The following is an 18569-nucleotide window of genomic DNA, read 5'->3' as shown; positions in this document are numbered from 1 at the left end:
CCTTTAGGTGTCGAATTACCTTGCTTGACGGGCAACTGCACAAAAACCGGAAGCAAATGCGAATAATTATTTATTGGCGGTGTTGGCCGGGTTCACCACGACCAGCCAGGGGGTATAGGTTTGCACGGTTATCGGCAGGGTTTGCGCCAGCAGTTGCAGGGCGTGGTCGCTGTCATCCAGGGGGATCACGGCCGACACGCGCAGGTTTTGCAGGGCGGCGCGATCAAACTGCAGGCGGCCGGACCGATGCCGGGAGATTTCATCCAGCACCTCGGGCAATGGCCGGTTTTCCACCACCAGTTGATGGCGGCGCCAGGCTTCGTTGATGCTGGACGGGTCGATGCTGCCGGTCAGGCGTACGCTGTCTGCATTGATCAGGGCCTGGGAGCCGGCGGCGACTTCCAGGGTCTGCCGGGCATCGGCGCTGTGGGCGGCCACGCGGGATTCGAGCATGCTCAGCACGGTGCTGTCGCCCTCGCGCTTGACCACAAACCGCGTGCCCAGTGCGCGCATGCTGCCTTGGGCGGTCTGCACGATAAACGGCCGCGCCTGATCGTGGGCTACCTCCACCAGGATCTCGCCTTGCAGCAGTTCGATGCGCCGCTGCGTGGCGTCGAAATGCAGGTTGGCCGCGCTGATGCCATTGAGGCTCAGTGCCGAGCCGTCCGCCAGGCGCAGGGTCTGCCACTGGCCGGGGCCGTTGCGCACATCGGCCATCCAGCGCTGCGGATACGGGCTGACCAACAGCGCCGCCGCAGGCACTGCCAGGCTGCACAGCAGCAACAGGGTGCGCACGGTGCGTTTGCTGCGGCGCGATTGCTGGGTGGCGAACGCCGCATTCAGCGCCGCCCGTGCCGGTGCCTTTTTCCCGCGCAGGGCCTGCATCCGCGAAATCACCGCCTCCATGCGTGCGGCAGCGGCGGCGTAGTGCGGGCCTTGTTGCTTCCAGCACTCGAACGCCAGGCGCTGCGCTTCGCTCAGCTCACCTTCATGCAGGCGCAGCATCCACTCGGCGGCTTGTTCTTCGATCTGTTGGCGGGCGTCGGGCATAGGTGGCTCAGGTGTCCATACTGTGGCCGCAATGCACCAGGGCCAGGATCAGGTATTTGCGCACGGTGCGTTCCGAGAGCTTGAGTTGCCGGGCGATCTGCTGCTGAGTCAGTTCTTCGAGGTAATACAGCACAAACGCCTGGCGCGAATACTCATGCATGCCTTCAAGGATAAACGCGATCTGTTCCAGGGCTTCCAGGGTGGTGTGGATCTGCTCCGGCGACTGGAAACCTTCGAGCGCGTCCACCGTCAGGGCCAACTCTTGCAGATAGGCTTGCTCAATCTGTTTGCGCCGGGCCTGGTCGATAATCAGCCGCCGCGCGGTAGTGCTCAAGTAGGCCCGGGGTTCGCGGATCGTCGCCACCGATTCACGGGTATTGAGGATACGTGCGAACGTGTCCTGTGCCAGGTCGGCGGCATTCTGCCGGCAGCCCAGCTTGCGCCGCAGCCAGGTGAGCAGCCAGCCATGATGCTCGCTGTAGAGCTGGGTTATTTCCCGTTGGAATGGCGGTTCACCCACAGACATAGGCGTGGCTCAGGTGTTATTGAGAATGGTTTCTAATTGTGGCCCCGGGGCAGGGTAAACGCAATAGACTCGCGTTTACCCGCTAAAAGCGCAGGTTTGCGGGCTGTTGGCTGCCGGCGAAAAGATATTTCAAATAAATTGCATTTAAATCAACACATTGCGGATTTTTCGTATATGATGCGCCCCGCACCGAACGTAAAGGGTGATTAGCTCAGCTGGGAGAGCATCTGCCTTACAAGCAGAGGGTCGGCGGTTCGATCCCGTCATCACCCACCATTACGTCCAATGCTACGCGCAGCGGTAGTTCAGTCGGTTAGAATACCGGCCTGTCACGCCGGGGGTCGCGGGTTCGAGTCCCGTCCGCTGCGCCATATTCGGTTACCTGGAATGCTGAACGCCAGGTCAACCCGCAAAGCCCGCTCAATGAGCGGGCTTTTTTGTGCCCGGGATTTGCGGTTCTACAACCCCACCAACCGGTAGCCCACCTGCAGTTCGGTAATGAAGTACTGCGGCTGTGCCGGATCCACCTCCAGCTTTTGCCGCAGATGCGCCATATGCACCCGCAGATAGTGGGCGCGGTCGACGTAATCCAGGCCCCACACTTCCAGCAGCAGTTGCCGGTGCGTCAGTACGCGGTTCTGGCCGCGAACCATGGCGCAGAGCAGGCGGTACTCGATGGGCGTCAAGTGCACCGGTTGGCCTGAGCGCCACACTTGGTGGGTCGCCAGGTCCACTGCAATCTCGCCAAACGCCACCTTGCTGGTGGCCACCACCGTGCCGGTGTGCCCGTGCCGGCGCAGTTGGGCGCGGATACGCGCGAGCAACTCGGGCACGCCAAACGGCTTGGTCAGGTAGTCATCGGCGCCCGCGTCCAGGGCGGCAACTTTTTCTTCTTCACGGTCACGCGCCGACAGCACCAGGATCGGCACCGCCAGCCAGCCGCGCAGTTCGCTGATCAGTTGCTTGCCATCGCTGTCCGGCAAGCCAAGGTCGACAATCACCAGGTCCGGCTGACGGCTGGCAGCATGAATCAGCCCACGTTTGACGCTGTCGGCCTCGAACACCTGAAAGCCTTCGTCTTGCAGGGCAATGCGCACAAAGCGGCGGATATTGGCCTCGTCTTCAACAATCAGGATGCGTGCAGTGCTCATAAGGGTTCCATGGCAGGCGGGGTGCCTGCGGGTAGCGTGATGGTGAAATGCATGCCGCCCGTGCGGCCGGGGTTGGCCTGGATGCGCCCGCCGTGGGCCTCGACGATGCGCTTGACCAGCGCCAGGCCCAGGCCGATGCCGGCCACCGACGATTCCTGCTGGCCGCGCGTGAAGGGCTCGAACAGATTGGCCGGTGCGCGACCGGGGCCGGTGTCGCTGACCTCAAGCACAATCTGCTCGCCGGCCTGGCTGGCGGCCACGCTGATGGTGGTACCCGGCGGGGTGTACTTGGCGGCGTTGTCCAGCAGGTTGACCAGCACCCGCTCGATCAGCAGCCCATCGACTTCCACCAGCGGCAACTGTGCGTCGAGCGTGGTGTGTACGCGGTGGTGCGCCAGTGGTTCGCGCAATTGGCGCAGGGCGCTGCCGACGATTTCTTCCAGGGAGTGCCATTGGCGGTTCAGGCGCACACCGCGCTCTTGCAGGCGCGCCATGTCCAACAGGTTTTCGATCAGGCGCTGCATGGATATGGCCTGTTCGTGGATGCCATGCAGCAGCTCGTTCAGTGGCCCCGGCGGGGCGTGGGGCAGGGCGGTCTCGGCGGCGCCGATCAGGGTGGTCAGCGGCGTGCGCAGGTCATGGGAGATTGCCGCGAGCAGGGTGTTGCGCATTTTCTCGCCTTCCATCTGCACCAGGGTGCTTTGCGCCACTTCAACGAAATGCACGCGCTCCAGGGCAATCGCCAGTTGGCTCATGCAGGCTTCCAGCAGGCGGCGTTCTTGCGGGTCGTTCAAGCGATCGCGTTGGGCCAGTTCCAGCACCAGCACGCCGCGCACGCGCATCGGCGCCTTGAGTGGCCAGTAACAGCCCTTGGCCGCCGACAAAGTGTCGGTGCCGTGGCCAGCGGGGTGGCCGTGGTCGTATGCCCATTGCGCGATGCTGTCGTCGATCGGCAGCCCAGCGGCGCTCACGCTGTGGACGCCATCGGCGGCGTCGGGCAGGGCCAGGCCGACCCGTGCTTCGAAGACGCCACTGAAGGTGCGCAGCGCGACTTCACTGATTTGCTCCACCGTCAGCGCCGCCGACAGGTCGCGGGCCAGGCGCGCCAGGGAGGTCGCGCGGCGTTCCCGTGCGGCGGCGGTGCGCGCTTCGTGGCGCAGGCGCGCGGTGAGTTGGCCGGTGATCAGGGCGATGCCGAGCATCAAGGCAAAGGTGAAGAAGTACTGGGTGTCGTTGACCGTGAATGAGTAGCGTGGCTGGACGAAAAAGAAGTCAAAACACAGCACCGCGAGCATCGCTGCCCACACGCCGGGGCCGCGTCCAAAGCGCAGCGCTACCAGCACCACCGTGAGCAAAAACAGCATGACCACGTTGGCCAGGTCGAACACTTGCAACAGCAGTGCGGCCACGGCGCTGGCGGCGAAACAGGCCAGGCTGGCCCAGAGATAGGCCAATCGCGTACCGGGCAATGTTGCTGTTTTTTCGGGCACGGCAGGCGTGCCCGGCAGCAGGCCGTGGGCCATCACGATCTGGTCGATTTGCGGGTGGTGGCGGCTGATCCGATCGCTGACCGACTGATGCCAGAACTGCCACCGGCGGCGCGGATGATGGCCGAGTACCAGGCGATTGGCGTTGTGCTCACGGGCACAGGCCACCAGCGCTTCGGCGACGTCCATGCCCGGCAGCGTGGCGGTGTCCGCGCCGAACTCTTCGGCCAGGGCCAGGGTTTTCATCGCGCTCGAGTAGCGCCTGGCGCCGCGCCCCTGGGCCGAGGCCACGTGCACGACAATCCAGTCGGCCTCCAGTTTTTGCGCCAGGCGCGCCGCTTCACGCACCAGGCGCTCATCGCCTGCGTCCCCGGCTATGCCGACCAACAGCCGTTCGCGGGCCGGCCACAGGGTCTTGATCGACTGTTCGCGGCGGTACACGCGCATCTGCGTGTCGACCCGGTCGGCCGTGCGCCGCAGGGCCAGCTCGCGCAGCGCCAACAGGTTGCCCTTGCGGAAAAAATGCTCAGACGCGCGTGCCGCCGCCGGGCCCAGGTACACCTTGCCGTCCTTGAGGCGTTGCAGCAGATCGTCGGGCGGCAGGTCGATCACCACCACTTCGTGGGCGTTATCGAACACATGGTCGGGCACCGTTTCACGCACACGTATGCCGATGATCCCGCTGACCAGGTCATTCAGACTTTCCAGGTGCTGCACATTGAGGGTGGTCCACACGTCGATGCCGGCGCTGAGCAGTTCTTCCACGTCTTGCCAGCGTTTGGGGTGGCGTGAGCCGGGCACGTTGCTGTGGGCCAGTTCGTCCACCAGTAACACGCCAGGGTGGCGCAAGAGGGCGGCGTCGAGGTCAAATTCGCTGAGGGCGAATTCACGGTGCAGGTGCTGGGCACGGGGCAGTTGTTCGAGGCCGTGGAGCCGCTCGGCGGTGTCCTGGCGGCCGTGGGTTTCCACCACGCCGGCCAGTACGTCACGACCACGGCCAGTTTCGCGGCGCGCCGCTTCGAGCATCGCGCAGGTCTTGCCGACCCCGGCGTTGGAGCCAAAGTAGATACGCAATTTGCCGCGCAAGGCGGCCTGTTCTTCTTGTTGGACCCGAGCGAGCAGGGCGTCGGGGTCGGGGCGTGCGTTGTTTAAGGCGGGCATGTCATTCCTGGTCAATGCGGTTCAAGTGTGGGAGCGGGCTTGCCTTAATGGCAGTCAGTTAAGCGCAGATCCCCTGTGGGAGCGGGCTTGCTCGCGAAAGCAGTGGGTCAGTCAACATCAATGTCTGCTGGGCCGACGTCTTCGCGGCGATGCGGCGATCCGACAAGCCCGCTCCCACATGGGGGTTAGTCGTTACACCAAGCCCACTGCGGTCAAGAGCATGTCGATCAGCTTGATCCCGGCAAACGGCACCAACACCCCGCCCAGGCCATAGACCAGCAGGTTGCGGTTGAGCAGCGCCGCCGCACCGATTGCGCGGTAAGTCACGCCGCGCAGGGCCAGGGGAATCAGCGCGACGATGATCAGCGCGTTAAAAATCACCGCGCTGAGAATCGCCGAGTTGGGGCTGCTCAGTTGCATCACGTTCAACGCGCCGAGCTGGGGATAGGTCGCGACAAACGCCGCCGGGATGATTGCAAAGTACTTCGCCACGTCATTCGCCACGCTGAAGGTGGTGAGGGCGCCGCGGGTCATCAGCATCTGTTTGCCCACCTCGACCACTTCGATCAGCTTGGTCGGGTTGCTGTCGAGGTCGACCATGTTGCCGGCCTCCTTGGCTGCCTGGGTGCCGCTGTTCATCGCCACCGCCACGTCGGCCTGGGCCAGCGCCGGCGCGTCGTTGGTGCCGTCGCCGGTCATGGCCACCAGCTTGCCCTTGGCCTGGTAGTCGCGGATCAATTGCAGCTTGTCTTCCGGGCGGGCTTCGGCGAGGAAGTCATCCACCCCGGCCTCCACCGCAATGGCGGCGGCGGTCAGGCGGTTGTCGCCGGTGATCATCACGGTCTTGATGCCCATGCGCCGCAGTTCGGCAAAGCGCTCCTTGATGCCGCTCTTGACCACGTCCTTGAGCTCCACCACACCTAGCGCCGTGGCGCCGTCGCTGACCACCAGCGGGGTGCTGCCGCGCCGCGAGACTTCATCGACCCTGGCCTGCAAGGCTGACGGAAAACTGCCGCCCAAGGCTTCGATATGGCTGCGGATCGCGTCGGCTGCGCCCTTGCGAATCGCCCGGCCTGCGGGCAGGTCTACGCCGCTCATGCGGGTTTGCGCGGTGAAGTGCACAAAGCTGGCGCCCAGTTGGTTGATGTCCCGCGCGCGGATGTCGAACTTCTGCTTGGCCAGCACCACGATACTGCGGCCTTCCGGAGTTTCGTCGGCCAGGGAGGCCAATTGCGCGGCATCCGCCAAGTCCGCTTCCTGGATGCCCGGCGCCGGCAAAAAGCTGCTGGCCTGGCGATTGCCCAGGGTGATGGTGCCGGTCTTGTCCAGCAGCAATACGTCGACGTCACCCGCCGCCTCGACCGCCCGCCCGGAGGTGGCGATGACATTGGCTGACATCATCCGGCTCATGCCCGCCACGCCGATGGCCGAGAGCAGGCCGCCGATGGTGGTGGGGATCAGGCACACCAGCAACGCCACCAGTACCGTGGCACTGACCACGCTGCCGCTGCCGCTCATGGCCACGGCGAAGATCGAGTAAGGGCTCAGCGTGGCGATCACCAGCAGGAACAACAGCGTCAGGCCCACCAGCAGGATGGTCAGGGCCACTTCGTTCGGGGTTTTCTGGCGCTTGGCCGATTCGACCATCGAGATCATGCGGTCCAGGAACGACTCGCCGGGGTTGACGCTGATGCGCACCACCAACCAGTCCGACAGCACGCGCGTGCCGCCGGTGACCGAGGAAAAATCGCCGCCGGACTCGCGAATTACCGGCGCCGATTCGCCGGTGATCGCGCTTTCATCCACCGACGCCACGCCCTCGATCACGATGCCATCGAGCGGCACCAGGTCGCCGGCTTCGATCAGCACCACCTGGTCCTTGCGCAGCAGCGACGCTTCGGTCGGCAGCCACGCGGCGCCGTGCTTGGGCTGTTGCAGCAACTTGGCCAACGTCTGGCGTTTCATCCCGCGCAGGCTGGCGGCCTGGGCGCGGCTGCGGCCCTCGGCCAGGGCTTCGGCGAAGTTGGCGAACAGTACGGTGAACCACAGCCACAAGGTGATGCTGAGGATAAAACCGCTGGGCGCTTCACCCTGGCCGCCCAGGGACTGGAACCACAGCAGGGTGGTGAGGATGCTGCCCAGGTAGACCACGAACATCACCGGGTTTTTCCATTGCGCCTGGGGGAGCAGTTTCTTCAGCGCATCCCCACACGCGGTGAGCACGATGGCGCGATCAAACAGAGGTAAACGAGCATTTTTCATGAGGGCAATCTCTTACTCACTGGCCGCAATAGGCGGCGATGGCTGGCGGGCATCCAGCGCAAGGTTGAGTTGCAGCACATTGACCCGTGGCTCGCCGAGCAGGCCGAGGGTGCGTGCGCTGGTGTGCTGGCTGACCAGTTGCAGCAGTTCGGCTTCGGGGATCTGCCGCAGGCGCGCGACCCGTGGCAGTTGCAGGCGCGCATTGGCCACCGAGATATGCGGGTCGAGGCCCGAGGCGGACGCGGTGACCGCGTCCACCGGCACCTGGGCGTCGGCGGCCAGGCCGTTGGCCAGGCGATAGGCCTGCACGCGGGCGGCCACCTGATCCACCAGTTTCTGGCTGGTTGGGCCCAGGTTGCTGGCGCCGCTGGAACCGGCGTTATACGGCTGCGAGACGCTTTTACCTGGGTCTTGCGGGTCGGCGCCCAGGGTCATGCTCGGGCGCCCGTGGAAGTATTGCGCCCGGGTGAAGTGCTGGCCGATCAGGGTCGAGCCCATGACCAGGCCATCGCGTTCAATCAGCGAGCCGCGGGCCTGGAACGGGAATATCAGCTGTGCGGCCACGGTGGTGAACGCCGGGTAGGCGAGCCCCGTCAACAGCATGAAAAACACCGCCGAAACCAGCACCGGGCGCAACAGCCCCTTGAATATCGATTGGGTTGTCATCTACGTGTCCTCAGTTGTACGTCTGGCCGGACAGCAACTGCAGTTGCTCCACCAGCGGGCCGAGCGCGAGCGCCGGCAAAAAGGTCAGGCCGCCGACCACCAGCACCACGAACACCACCAGCAGCATGAACAGCGGGGTCGCGGTGGGAATGGTCCCGGCACCGGCCGTCACGGTTTTTTTCATCGCCAGGGAGCCGGCCACGGCCAGCATCGGCAGCATGGTGAAGAAGCGCCCGATCAACATCGCCAGGCCAATGGTGGTGTTGAAAAACGGCGTGTTGGCGTTCAAGCCGGCAAAGGCCGAGCCGTTGTTGGCGGTGCCGGAGGTGTAGGCGTACAACACCTCGCTGAACCCATGGGGGCCGATGTTGTTGAGGCTGGCCATGGTGTCGGGCCACAGGGCGGCGAGGGCGGTAAAACCGAGGATGCTGATGGGGTGCGCGAGCACCGAGAGCATCACCAGCTTGATCTCCCGCGCCTCGATTTTCTTGCCGAGGAACTCCGGGCTGCGGCCGATCATCATGCCCACCAGGAACACCGTCAGCAGGGCGTACTGGATCAGGTTGATAAAGCCCACGCCGTCGCCGCCGAACACGCAGTTGAGCATCATCTGCGCCAGGGGCACGAAGCCGCCCATGGGGGTCAGCGAGTCGTGCATGGTGTTGACTGAACCGGTGGTTGCCGCCGTGGTGGTGGCAATGAACAGGCTGCTGTCGGCGATGCCGAAGCGCAGCTCCTTGCCTTCCATGTTGCCGCCGCTGTGCTCCTGCGACAGGGTCTGGTTGGCGCCGGCCTGGGTCAGCAGCGGGTTGCCGCTTTGCTCGGCGCCGTAGACCAGGGCAAGGAAGCCGATGAACATCACCAGGAAGGTGCCGAAAAACACCCAGCCCTGGCGACGTTGCATCAGCATGCTGCCGAAGGTGTAGGTCAGTGCCGAGGGGATCAGCAACATGCTGAGGATATGCAGGATGTTGGTCAGCGGCGTCGGGTTTTCGAACGGGTGCGCGGCGTTCATGCTGAAGAAACCGCCGCCGTTGGTGCCGATGTGCTTGATCGATTCAAAGCTGGCCACTGCACCGACAATCAACTGTTGCTGCGCCCCTTCCAGGGTGGTGACCAGGGCCTGGGAGGCGAAGGTCTGCGGCATGCCCTGCCAGACGTACACCAGCGCCATGCCCACGCACAGCGGCAGCATCACGCGGTACAGCGTGCGGGTGAAGTCGACCCAGAAGTTACCGAGATCGCCCGAACTGGAACGGCTCAAGCCGCGAATGAAACCGGCCGCCGCGACCACGCCGGAGGTGGCGCCGACGCACATCAGAAAGGTGATGACCGCCATCTGGCTGAAGTTCGACAGGCTGGTCTCGCCCGAGTACGCCTGCCAGTTGGTATTGGTAATAAAGGACGCGGCGGTGTTGAACGCCAGGTCCGGCGATTGCGCGGTGAGCCCCAGCGGGTTGATCGGCATGACCGCCTGCAGGCGCAGGACCAGGTAGCCCAGCAGCATCATTGCCGCGTTCGACAACAACAGCGCCGTACCGAAGCGGGCCCAGCCCATGGTTTCTTGTGGGTCGATGCCCAGCAGGCGATAGGTATAGCGTTCCGGCAAGGCATGGTGGGTCCCGGTGAAGACCCGGGTCAGCCATTTACCCATCAGTACGGCGAGCCCCGTCATTACCCCCAGGACCAGCGTAAATTCCAGCAGCGTGCTTAACATGTCGTGGCTCCGTTCAAATCTTGCCCATGGCGACAATGGCCATGGCAGTCGCAACAAAAAACACCAGGGAAAGGCTGATAAACATCAGGTCGTACATGGCCAGCTCCCTAGAATTTTTCTGCGCGAATAAGGGCGTAGCCCAAGTAAGCGAACAGCCCCACGGCACATAAGCCGCTGGCGATATAAATGAACGTGAGTGTGAGCACGGTGTAACTCCCCTGATTGAATAAGCCGCAACTGCGGACGCGGGGAGGTTAATCTTTGGGGTATCAAGTTCGGGCACTGATTAGCGTTAGCGGTATTAAGACGGTATATAGAAAAAGTTCGGCCGGGCGCACGAAAAAAAGGGATCGCCCGCCGCCCGGGTATCCCTTTAAACACTGGGGTGCTGCTGATGTTAATGACCCGCTTATTTGGTTTTGTTTTTCTTCTCGCTGCGGGTAGCGAGGTGTTCGAAGCAAAACGCGGCAGTGCCGAAGAGCGCAATCATTGACAGGACGAGCATGCCTAAAGTTGAACTTTCCACGATGACTTCCTACGGGTGTTTGGGTAGGAAGTGACGGTAGGGCGTTTGCACTTGGTTACTCAATAGCGGCGACGTAAACGTTATGGCGAATGGGCGAACTATATGAACTCTTTACGCGGTGGTGGTCTCGACGATCCCGGCTGTCCCCCGGATTGGCCATGACCTGGCGGAATACCCTCATACCCATTGGTCGATTGCACCGCAGCCGGCACCCACGCTTATCTATAGCCACGCGAAGACTTCAAGGCGGCACAGTGCCCGCTTCTAACAATGGCCTGCAAAGGCAATAAAAATAGTCTGTCTGGGGAAGCGCACGAGATGAAATACCCATTGCGTCCTTTGGTCTTCTGGCCAACTTTTCTGATTCTGTTGGCGGCGGTAATCGCCAGCTACGTCGACCTCACCGCATTCCTTGCCGTGAGCAAACAGCTCAACACCGTGATCCTGCAAAACTTCTCCTGGCTGTTCAGTGCCGGCTCTTTCGCCATGGTGGTGCTCACGGCCATTGTGTATTTTTCGCCCCTGGGCAACGTGCGTATCGGCGGGGAGGGTGCTACGTCGCTGTTGAGCAAATGGCGCTGGTTCATGGTCGCGCTGTGTACCACCCTGGCGGTGGGCGTGCTGTTCTGGACCACGGCCGAGCCGCTCTACCACCTGTACTCGCCACCCTCCAGCCTGCCGATCGAGGCGGGCAGCGCGGCGGCCAAGAGCTTTGCCCTGTCGACGATGTTCCTGCACTGGACCCTCACGCCCTACGCGATTTACCTGGTGCCCTCCCTGGTCTTTGCCCTGGTGTTCTACAACCTGCGCAGCAACTTCTCGATTGGCGCCATGTTGCAACCCTTGCTCGGCGCCCGGCGGGTCAAGCGGTATGCCGGGTTGATCGACACCCTGGCGATGTTCGCCCTGGTGGCGGGCATGGCGTCGTCCCTGGGCACCGGCGCACTGACCCTGTCCGGCGGCCTGAGCCAGTACATTGGCGGCGAGACCACGCCCTTGCGCCTGGCCCTGATCATCGCGGTGATCGTGTTCACCTTTGTCGCCTCGGCCGCCAGTGGCTTGCAGCGCGGCATCGTCATGCTGTCGTCGTTCAACACCTGGATCATGTTGGCCCTGGGCGCGTTTGTATGGTTGTGCGGACCAACCCTGTACATCTTCAGCCTGGGCGTCGAGTCCCTGGGGGTCTACCTCGACACCTTCTTCAGCCGCAGCCTGTCCACCGGCGCCGCCAGTGGCGACAGCTGGCCGCAGAGCTGGACGGTGTTCTACTGGTCGGTATGGTTCGCCTGGGCGCCGGTGAGTGCGCTGTTCCTCGGCAAGATCGGCCGGGGCTACCGGGTGCGCGAATTTATCCAGATCAACATGCTGTACCCGGCGCTGTTCACCGCGTTGTGGATTTGCATCTTCTCCGGCAGCAGCCTGTATTTCGATGCCCTGGGCGATGGCAGCTTGAACCGCGTGCTCAACGAGCAAGGCGTGGAGCATGTGCTGTACCAGATGTTCCAGCAGTTGCCGGCCAGCGGCCTGATGATCGCGTTTTTGCTGTTTGTCGCGTTTATCTCGTTCGTCACCGCCGCCGACTCCAGTACCGACGTGATCGCCAACCTGTGCAGCAAGGGCGTCACCGCCGATTCGGACCTGGATGGCAACCCGCTGCTGAAGATTGTCTGGGGCGTGATCATCGGCACGGTGTCCTGGGTCATGGTGGCCTTTGTCGGCATCGACGGGGTGAAGATGCTCTCCAACCTCGGCGGCCTGCCGGGAATGATTCTGGTGCTGCTGGCCAGCACGTCGTTGCTCTACTGGTTGAAAAACCCCGCGCTGCTGGACGTCAAGATCCCCGCGGTCCATGTCGAACCTGGCCTGCGTGGTGCCAGCCCGGTGACGGATTTTGCCCGCTGACTTGCCTCTTTGTTGTTGGAGTTACCCATGGAAATCGTCACCGAATTTGCCTACAAGGTTCGCGAGATCGAGCACTGCCTGATCCCCATGAGCGATGGCACACAACTGGCAGCGCGTATCTGGCTGCCTGACGCCGCCGGCGCGCAGGCCTTCCCGGCGATCCTCGAATACCTGCCCTATCGCAAGCGCGATGGCACGGCGGTGCGCGATGCCCTGACCCACGCATGGATGGCGGGGCAGGGCTATGCCTGCGTGCGGGTCGATATGCGCGGCAACGGCGAATCCCAAGGCTTGATGGCCGATGAGTACCTGTTGCAGGAGCAGGATGACGCCCTCGAAGTGATCGACTGGCTGTGCCAGCAGCCCTGGTGCGACGGCAACGTGGGGATGATGGGCATCTCCTGGGGCGGCTTCAACAGCCTGCAAGTCGCTGCGCGCCAGCCCGAAGCATTGAAGGCGATCATCACCCTGTGCTCCACCGATGACCGCTTTGCCGATGACATCCATTACAAGGGCGGCAACCTGCTGCTGGAGAACTTCGGCTGGGCCGCGACCATGCTCAACTTCAGCGCGGCAGTGCCCGACCCGCTGCTGGTTGGCGATACCTGGAAAACCCTGTGGCAGCAACGCCTCGACGCCATGCCGCTGCTGGCCGAGACCTGGCTGCAACACCAGACCCGCGATGCCTACTGGCGTCACGGCTCGGTCTGCGAGGACTACTCGGCGATCAAGGCGGCGGTGTACGCCGTCGGCGGTTGGGGCGATGCCTACAAGAATGCGGTGCCGCGCCTGATGCAGCATCTGCCGGGGCCGAAAAAAGCCGTGATCGGCCCGTGGATTCACAAGTACCCGCATTTCGCCGTGCCCAACCCGGCCATTGGCTTCCTGCAGGAGGCCAAGCGCTGGTGGGACCACTGGCTTAAAGGTATCGACAATCGGGTGATGGACGACGCGGCCTGCACCTTTTACCTACAGGATGTGTTGGCGCCCAAGGGCAGTTATGCCGAACGCCCAGGCATCTGGGTGCAGACCTCGGGCTGGCCCGATCCCCAGGTGCAATGGACCGACTACAGCCTGACCGACCATGGCCTGCGCCCGGGCCAGCAGGCGCTGGGCGGCCCGCGCAGTATCTGTTCGCCACTGACCACCGGCCTGCACCAGGGCGAGTACTGCGCCATCTGGTTTGGCCCCGACGGCCCCACCGATCAGCGCCGCGACGATGCGCAGTCTTTGTGCTTCGACTCTCAGCCACTGGCCGAACCCCTGGCGCTGCTGGGGGATGTGCGCTTGCAACTGCGCCTGGCCAGCGATACCTCTTGCGGGCAACTGGTGGCGCGCCTGAATGCGGTGGCGCCCGACGGGCAAGTCACGCAGATCACCTACGGGGTGCTCAACCTTGCCTTACGTGAAGACTTCTCCCGTCTGACGCCACCTGTGCCAGGCGAACCGCTGGATGTGCAACTGAGCCTGGATCATGTCGGCACGCGGGTGCCGGCCGGCTACCGCCTGCGCCTGGCCCTGAGCACCGCGAGCTTCCCGCTACTGTGGCCCAGCCGCGAACTGACCACCCTGACCCTGCTGCCCGCCGTGCAACGTGTGCAATTGCCGATTTTCAGCGGCGCGGCCGTGCCATGCCCGTTCGAGGCCCCGCAAGCGGCTACCCCGGCGGCGCTGGAGGTGCTGCGGGCGGCTGCGCCGAAACGTACCTTGATCGAGGACGTGGGCAGTGGCGAAGTGTGCGTAAACATCGAGGACGACCTGGGCGCCGTGCGCTTCACCGACCATGGCCTGGCGGTGGACCAGCGGTGCACCGAGCAATATCGCACCATGCCCTGGGACCCGTTGTCGGCCCAGGCCGATATCCACTGGCAGTACCGTGTCGAGCGCGCGCAGTGGTCGGTGGCGGTCGACAGCCACTTGCAGGTGCACGCCGACGCCCAGTGGTTCTACATCGAGGCGCACCAGCAGGCGTGGGAAAACGGGGTGCAGGTGCATCAGCGAAGCTGGAGCAAACGAGTCGCGCGGGTCGCGTTGTGAGTGGGCAAGTGGCAGGATGCCTGCTTATCTGATCAGCCACGGATCCCTGCATGTCGCGCCGAAACGTCGACCTTCCACCGCTCAATTGTTTGCAGACGTTTGAGGCCGCCGCCCGGCATTTGAGCTTTACCCAGGCGGCCCACGAACTGAACCTGACCCAAAGCGCAGTGAGCCGGCAGATCAAGCGCCTGGAGGAAGACCTGGCGCGACCGCTGTTTTATCGGTTGGCGTTGGGGCTGAGTCTGACCCCGGCCGGCGTGCGTTACTTTCGCACCATCCAGCGCCTGCTGCGCGAGCTTGATCGCGAATCGGCGGAGCTGCGTCGACGCGGTGCCGATCGCCAGCTGACCCTGGCCAGCACGCCGACCATCAGTTCCATCTGGCTCGCCGCGCTGCTGCCGGCCTTCCAGGATGAGCACCCGGAGCTGGATATCCGCATCCTGTGCAGTGAAAGCCCGAGTCACCTGGATGTCAGCGAATATGACCTGGGCCTGTTCTATCACCTCGACGAACTGCCAGCGCCCCTTGGCCTGGAACTGACCCCGGTGTTTGCCAGTGAGCAGGTCATCGCCGTATGCAGCCCCGGCTATATCGAGCGCCATGGCGCGATCCGCGACGCCGAGCACCTGCTGCGCAGCCATACCCTGTTGATCGTAGAAGACCACTATCACGACTGGTTGACCTGGACCGACTGGTTCGCCGACATCGGTGCGCAGTACCACACGCCTCGTCACGCCTTGCGCACCAACAGCTATCAGTTGCTGATGCAGTCGGCAGTGATGGGGCATGGCGTAGCCCTGGGCTGGAAGTGCCTGCTTGAAGGCGAGCTGGCTGCCGGACGCCTGCAATTGGCCTTGCCCCATCACATGCACAGTCGTGGCCGCCTGCAACTGATGCAACCGCAGCATCGCAACCCACCCTCGGCGGCGCGCAGTTTTCAGCAATGGTTGCTGACGGCATCCGATACAACGCCGCAGGGGCTTTTCTGTGGGAGCGGGCTTGCCCGCGATGATCGTTAACGATGACGCGGTGAGGCGTTCTTGCTGACGTCAGCGCGAGCAAGCCCGCTCCCACAGGCATTATTCAGGGGGCGTTGCGGCTATGCCGATAATCACTCACCGCCTCATACACCGCCTTGCGCAGCCGATTGATCCCCCCAATCGGCCGGTGTTCCTCCACGCCAAACCATGGGTTGAACGACTGGTTGTCACAGGCCAGGTTCAAGGCCTGTGTATCGAAGTCCTGCGCCGGAATGCGAATTTTCGCCACGCTCTCGTAGGGCGCGTCGCTTTCCTTCCATTCGATGCTGGTGTCTTCGATGGGCATGTATTTCTGCGGGTTCTGGCGCTGGATCTGCAACACAAAACAAGCGTCGATGCGGTCGGTGGACAACTGCTGGCTCAAGGCGCTGCGCAGGAAGTTCGGCAAGTCCTGGTTCTGCTTGGGCAGATGGTATTGCGGGCAGCTTTGCGGGTCTGGGGCGACGCGAAACTTGGCGTTGGCGCTGCCGAACTTGTAGGGCGATACCGAAAAGTACGTGGTCTCGGTCGGGCTGGACGGTGCCGGCGCCAATGTCGCCAGGGCAATAAACAGATGGCGCACCTGCCAACTGCGAGGGTCGAGGCTGGGGAAAAATGCCATGACTTTCTTGCCGTCGGCCTGGGCCCCGACGTTCTGCGCATATTCCGCCACATCACTGACAAAGAAGTTGGGGTGGCTGAACATCACGAAGTCCTGCTCGCCGCGCGCCTGCTGGTCGGCCAGCAGTTGCTTGCCCGGCACGTCCAGCAGCTTGATCGCCATGCCGCGGGCGTCGCGGATGCTGTCGAACTGTGGATAAGCGTTGCCGTTGGACAGGCGCATCATCGCCTGCCAGGTCTTGCCCGGCTCGGCGAACACGCCCTGGCGCAGCGCCGGGTCAAGGTTTGGCAGCACGCTGACTTCGGCTTTTACGCAGCCGTGGGCCTTGGCATGGGCATCGCGCAGGTAACGGGTGCCTTCGCGATGCTGGTCGACAATGCGCACCGCCGTCTGAATGATGCCTTGGGTCATGGCCGCTTCGCCGGGCGGAATCTGTTCCTCGGCCGACACCGGGCCGCGGTGGTGCCAGGCGAACCACAGGGTCGACAACAACCAGCCGAGCAGGCCCAGGCCTACCAGCCATAACAGCGTCTTGCCGAGAAACGCGCCGAGGCGCAGCCACAGTCGAGCGAGCATGGAACGGTCCTTGTATCGAAATGGGGAAGTCATGGCAGTTGTTGCTCCAGGGGGCCGCCCAGTACTTTCAGGTATTCCAGCAGCGCCCAACGCTCCTCAGGCTCAAGGCCGCGGCCGATCACCCCATTGCCACGCTTGCCGGCGCGAAACTCGTGGCCACTGTTGTGGTTGCCAGTGATGTTGGTGTCGAACAGGAATGCATTTTTAAACGCCTCGGTGCGATAACCCAGGTGACGCGGGTTGTAGTCGAAGGTGCCTTTATAGAAGGTGCGGCTGCGCTCGTACTGGGGCGAAAGCAACTGGTAGATCGTCGGCACCGAACCGTTGTGCAGGAACGGCGGCGTGGCCCACACACCCGCCAGTGGGCGGGCCTTGTAGGCGCGCAGTTCGCGCACGCCGATGGGCAGGCCGTAGCCGTCCAGGCGCGGGCGTTCGGCCGCTGTGATGCCGGCGGCGCGGTAGGCGTGCTCTTCGACAAACGCTGTGACATAGGCCAGGCCCTTGGCCACGGACAGGCTGCGCAGATCCAGCGGTTCGGTCGGCGTGGGGTGCAGTTCGACATTCAACTGCGCCAGTTCGGCCGGGTCCCATTGCAGGGCGCTGAGGTCGTAGCGCTGGTCGGCAATGTTGCTGGCGGTGCCCGGGTCGGTGCCGATGTAGTCCACTGGCAGCATCTTCAACTGCTGCACCGGGCGCCCGTTGACTTCGCTCACGCTGGGCACATGGCAGGCCGCGCAGTTTTCCGCGAACAGCGCACGTCCTCGGGCGGCCAGGGGTTTGTCGATGGCGCCGAACAGCGCTTCAGGCCAAACCGGTGGCTTGAGCCGTTGCAGGGTTTCTTCGATCAGGTTCAGGTCACGCACGCGCACGCTGGACGGGTAGCGCGCATCGCCCTTGAGCGGCTGGCCAGCGCTGTCGAAGAACGCCAGGGTCGCGCCTACGCCCAACGCCTCGCCGATGTTGCGCGCCATGGGTTGCTGGGCCGAGCCGTTCCATTGCACCCAGTCGAAGGTCCACATGTCCCACAGCTGCGGGTAGTCCACTGGCGCGTTGGCGATACGGTAGTTTTCCGGGGAAATGGCGTCGCCAAAGCTGGCATTGGCGATGCGGCCGAAGGCGTCGGTGCGCCCGGGGCCTTCTTCGGTCGGGTAGAGGCCGCGGTGGGTATCGTTCCAGGCCACCTTGAGGAAGTTGTCCAGGGACTTTTTGAAGTCCTGGCGCAACTGATCGTACTGGGCGTCGTATTGATCCCCCAGCACGCTGTGGGCAAAGCGCCTGAACTTCAACGGGTTGTAATAGGTAGAGGCGAGGCTGGCCACCAGGGCCTGGCCAAAGCTGCCGCCGCGCAAGGTTGGCACGCTGGAGGGCAGCACATGTTGCGCAGAGCCGCCATCGATGCGCAGGGCCTGGCCATTGAAATGCAACTCGCCGGTATGGCAGGCGGCGCAGGTGATATCGAGAAACTCGTCGTTGCTGCCGGCATTCTTGTGCCGGGCGAAGCCTACGGGCAGGTTGCCGGGGTTCTGGGGTGTGGCCTGTTGTCGCGGGTCCACCAGGAAACCGAAGCGCGCGAGGTTGGCCGGCTCGGCAAAACGCTGCTCGGAAAACGGCAGCTCCAGCGCAGTGAACCAGTTATAGCGCAGGCCTTTTACCTGGGTGCCCTGGGGCGTGAAGTAGTAGGCCTGGCGGTCGGCGGCGCTCCATTGGTCCTGGTAGTGCACCTGCTGCACCGCCACGTAATCCGGGAGCCTGGGGTTGATCACGTAATAAAGGACCACCGCCAGCAGCAGTCCCATAAATGACAGGATCAGGAGTAAAACACGGGAAAAAATGCGCAAGATAACTATCCTTGTCGAGTTGTTGTGCC

At 63.5% G+C, this 18569-nt stretch carries 13 protein-coding genes and 2 tRNA genes; 5 read left to right on the top strand and 10 right to left on the bottom strand.

All coding sequences use genetic code 11. The annotated features are described in order from the left end of the window. Nucleotides 1-66 precede the first annotated feature (66 nt). Together ACO77H_RS19150 and ACO77H_RS19145 are read right to left on the bottom strand one after the other, a co-directional pair. Nucleotides 67-1050: a FecR family protein gene (locus tag ACO77H_RS19150; protein WP_432754440.1), complete on the bottom strand. Its 984-nt coding sequence runs from the start codon at nt 1048-1050 to the stop codon at nt 67-69. Nucleotides 1051-1057: 7 nt separating this feature from the next. Beyond that, the gene (locus tag ACO77H_RS19145) at nt 1058-1576 is read right to left on the bottom strand and encodes a sigma-70 family RNA polymerase sigma factor (protein WP_170042669.1); all 519 of its coding nucleotides are present in this window, start codon (nt 1574-1576) and stop codon (nt 1058-1060) included. 200 nt (nt 1577-1776) lie between these two features. Here ACO77H_RS19145 and ACO77H_RS19140 point away from each other — a divergent pair. Together ACO77H_RS19140 and ACO77H_RS19135 are read left to right on the top strand one after the other, a co-directional pair. After that, nucleotides 1777-1852, top strand: a tRNA-Val gene (locus ACO77H_RS19140). Between the two features lie 18 nt (nt 1853-1870). Beyond that, nucleotides 1871-1947, top strand: a tRNA-Asp gene (locus ACO77H_RS19135). 87 nt (nt 1948-2034) lie between these two features. Here the strand turns inward: ACO77H_RS19135 and ACO77H_RS19130 are convergent. The 6 genes from ACO77H_RS19130 to kdpF all read right to left on the bottom strand — a co-directional run bounded on the left by ACO77H_RS19130 (nt 2035) and on the right by kdpF (nt 10181). Continuing rightward, nucleotides 2035-2727, bottom strand: a complete 693-nt coding sequence (locus tag ACO77H_RS19130; RefSeq protein WP_169957394.1) for a response regulator — start codon at nt 2725-2727, stop codon at nt 2035-2037. Next, nucleotides 2724-5375, bottom strand: coding sequence for a DUF4118 domain-containing protein (locus ACO77H_RS19125; protein ID WP_432754439.1), 2652 nt, complete (start codon nt 5373-5375; stop codon nt 2724-2726). The genes ACO77H_RS19130 and ACO77H_RS19125 overlap by 4 nt, the downstream gene beginning before the upstream one ends. A 192-nt stretch (nt 5376-5567) precedes the next feature. After that, complete coding sequence (kdpB, locus tag ACO77H_RS19120) at nt 5568-7637, bottom strand: potassium-transporting ATPase subunit KdpB (RefSeq protein WP_169957213.1); 2070 nt, start codon at nt 7635-7637, stop codon at nt 5568-5570. Between the two features lie 12 nt (nt 7638-7649). After that, a complete protein-coding gene (gene kdpC / locus ACO77H_RS19115; RefSeq protein WP_432754438.1) occupies nt 7650-8303 on the bottom strand; it encodes a K(+)-transporting ATPase subunit C in 654 nt (217 codons plus the stop codon). A gap of 10 nt (nt 8304-8313) precedes the next feature. Next, nucleotides 8314-10020, bottom strand: coding sequence for a potassium-transporting ATPase subunit KdpA (gene kdpA / locus ACO77H_RS19110; protein ID WP_432754437.1), 1707 nt, complete (start codon nt 10018-10020; stop codon nt 8314-8316). Between the two features lie 107 nt (nt 10021-10127). Beyond that, a complete protein-coding gene (gene kdpF / locus ACO77H_RS19105; RefSeq protein ID WP_231590042.1) occupies nt 10128-10181 on the bottom strand; it encodes a K(+)-transporting ATPase subunit F in 54 nt (17 codons plus the stop codon). 683 nt (nt 10182-10864) lie between these two features. Here kdpF and ACO77H_RS19100 point away from each other — a divergent pair. Genes ACO77H_RS19100 through ACO77H_RS19090 form a run of 3 tightly spaced genes read left to right on the top strand, consistent with a single transcriptional unit; the run spans nt 10865 to nt 15504 of the window. After that, complete coding sequence (locus ACO77H_RS19100; RefSeq protein WP_432754436.1) at nt 10865-12448, top strand: BCCT family transporter; 1584 nt, start codon at nt 10865-10867, stop codon at nt 12446-12448. Nucleotides 12449-12475: 27 nt separating this feature from the next. Continuing rightward, nucleotides 12476-14485: a CocE/NonD family hydrolase gene (locus ACO77H_RS19095; RefSeq protein ID WP_432754435.1), complete on the top strand. Its 2010-nt coding sequence runs from the start codon at nt 12476-12478 to the stop codon at nt 14483-14485. Between the two features lie 50 nt (nt 14486-14535). Then, on the top strand, nt 14536-15504 hold the full coding sequence (locus tag ACO77H_RS19090; RefSeq protein WP_169957204.1) for a LysR substrate-binding domain-containing protein: 969 nt from the start codon (nt 14536-14538) through the stop codon (nt 15502-15504). Nucleotides 15505-15568: 64 nt separating this feature from the next. Here ACO77H_RS19090 and ACO77H_RS19085 read toward each other — a convergent pair whose 3' ends face one another. Both ACO77H_RS19085 and ACO77H_RS19080 read right to left on the bottom strand, forming a co-directional pair. Beyond that, nucleotides 15569-16702, bottom strand: coding sequence for a catalase family protein (locus tag ACO77H_RS19085; protein WP_432754434.1), 1134 nt, complete (start codon nt 16700-16702; stop codon nt 15569-15571). A 29-nt stretch (nt 16703-16731) separates the two neighbouring features. Next, entirely contained in the window at nt 16732-18540 is a 1809-nt protein-coding gene (locus ACO77H_RS19080; protein WP_432754433.1) for a di-heme-cytochrome C peroxidase, read from the bottom strand. Nucleotides 18541-18569 lie beyond the last annotated feature (29 nt).

The organism is Pseudomonas sp. WMBT8, assembly GCF_050916005.1.
In the GTDB taxonomy this organism is placed as follows: Bacteria; Pseudomonadota; Gammaproteobacteria; order Pseudomonadales; family Pseudomonadaceae; genus Aquipseudomonas.
The sequence above is the reverse complement of the archived record's forward strand: the minus strand, read 5'-3'. Positions and strand labels throughout refer to the sequence as shown.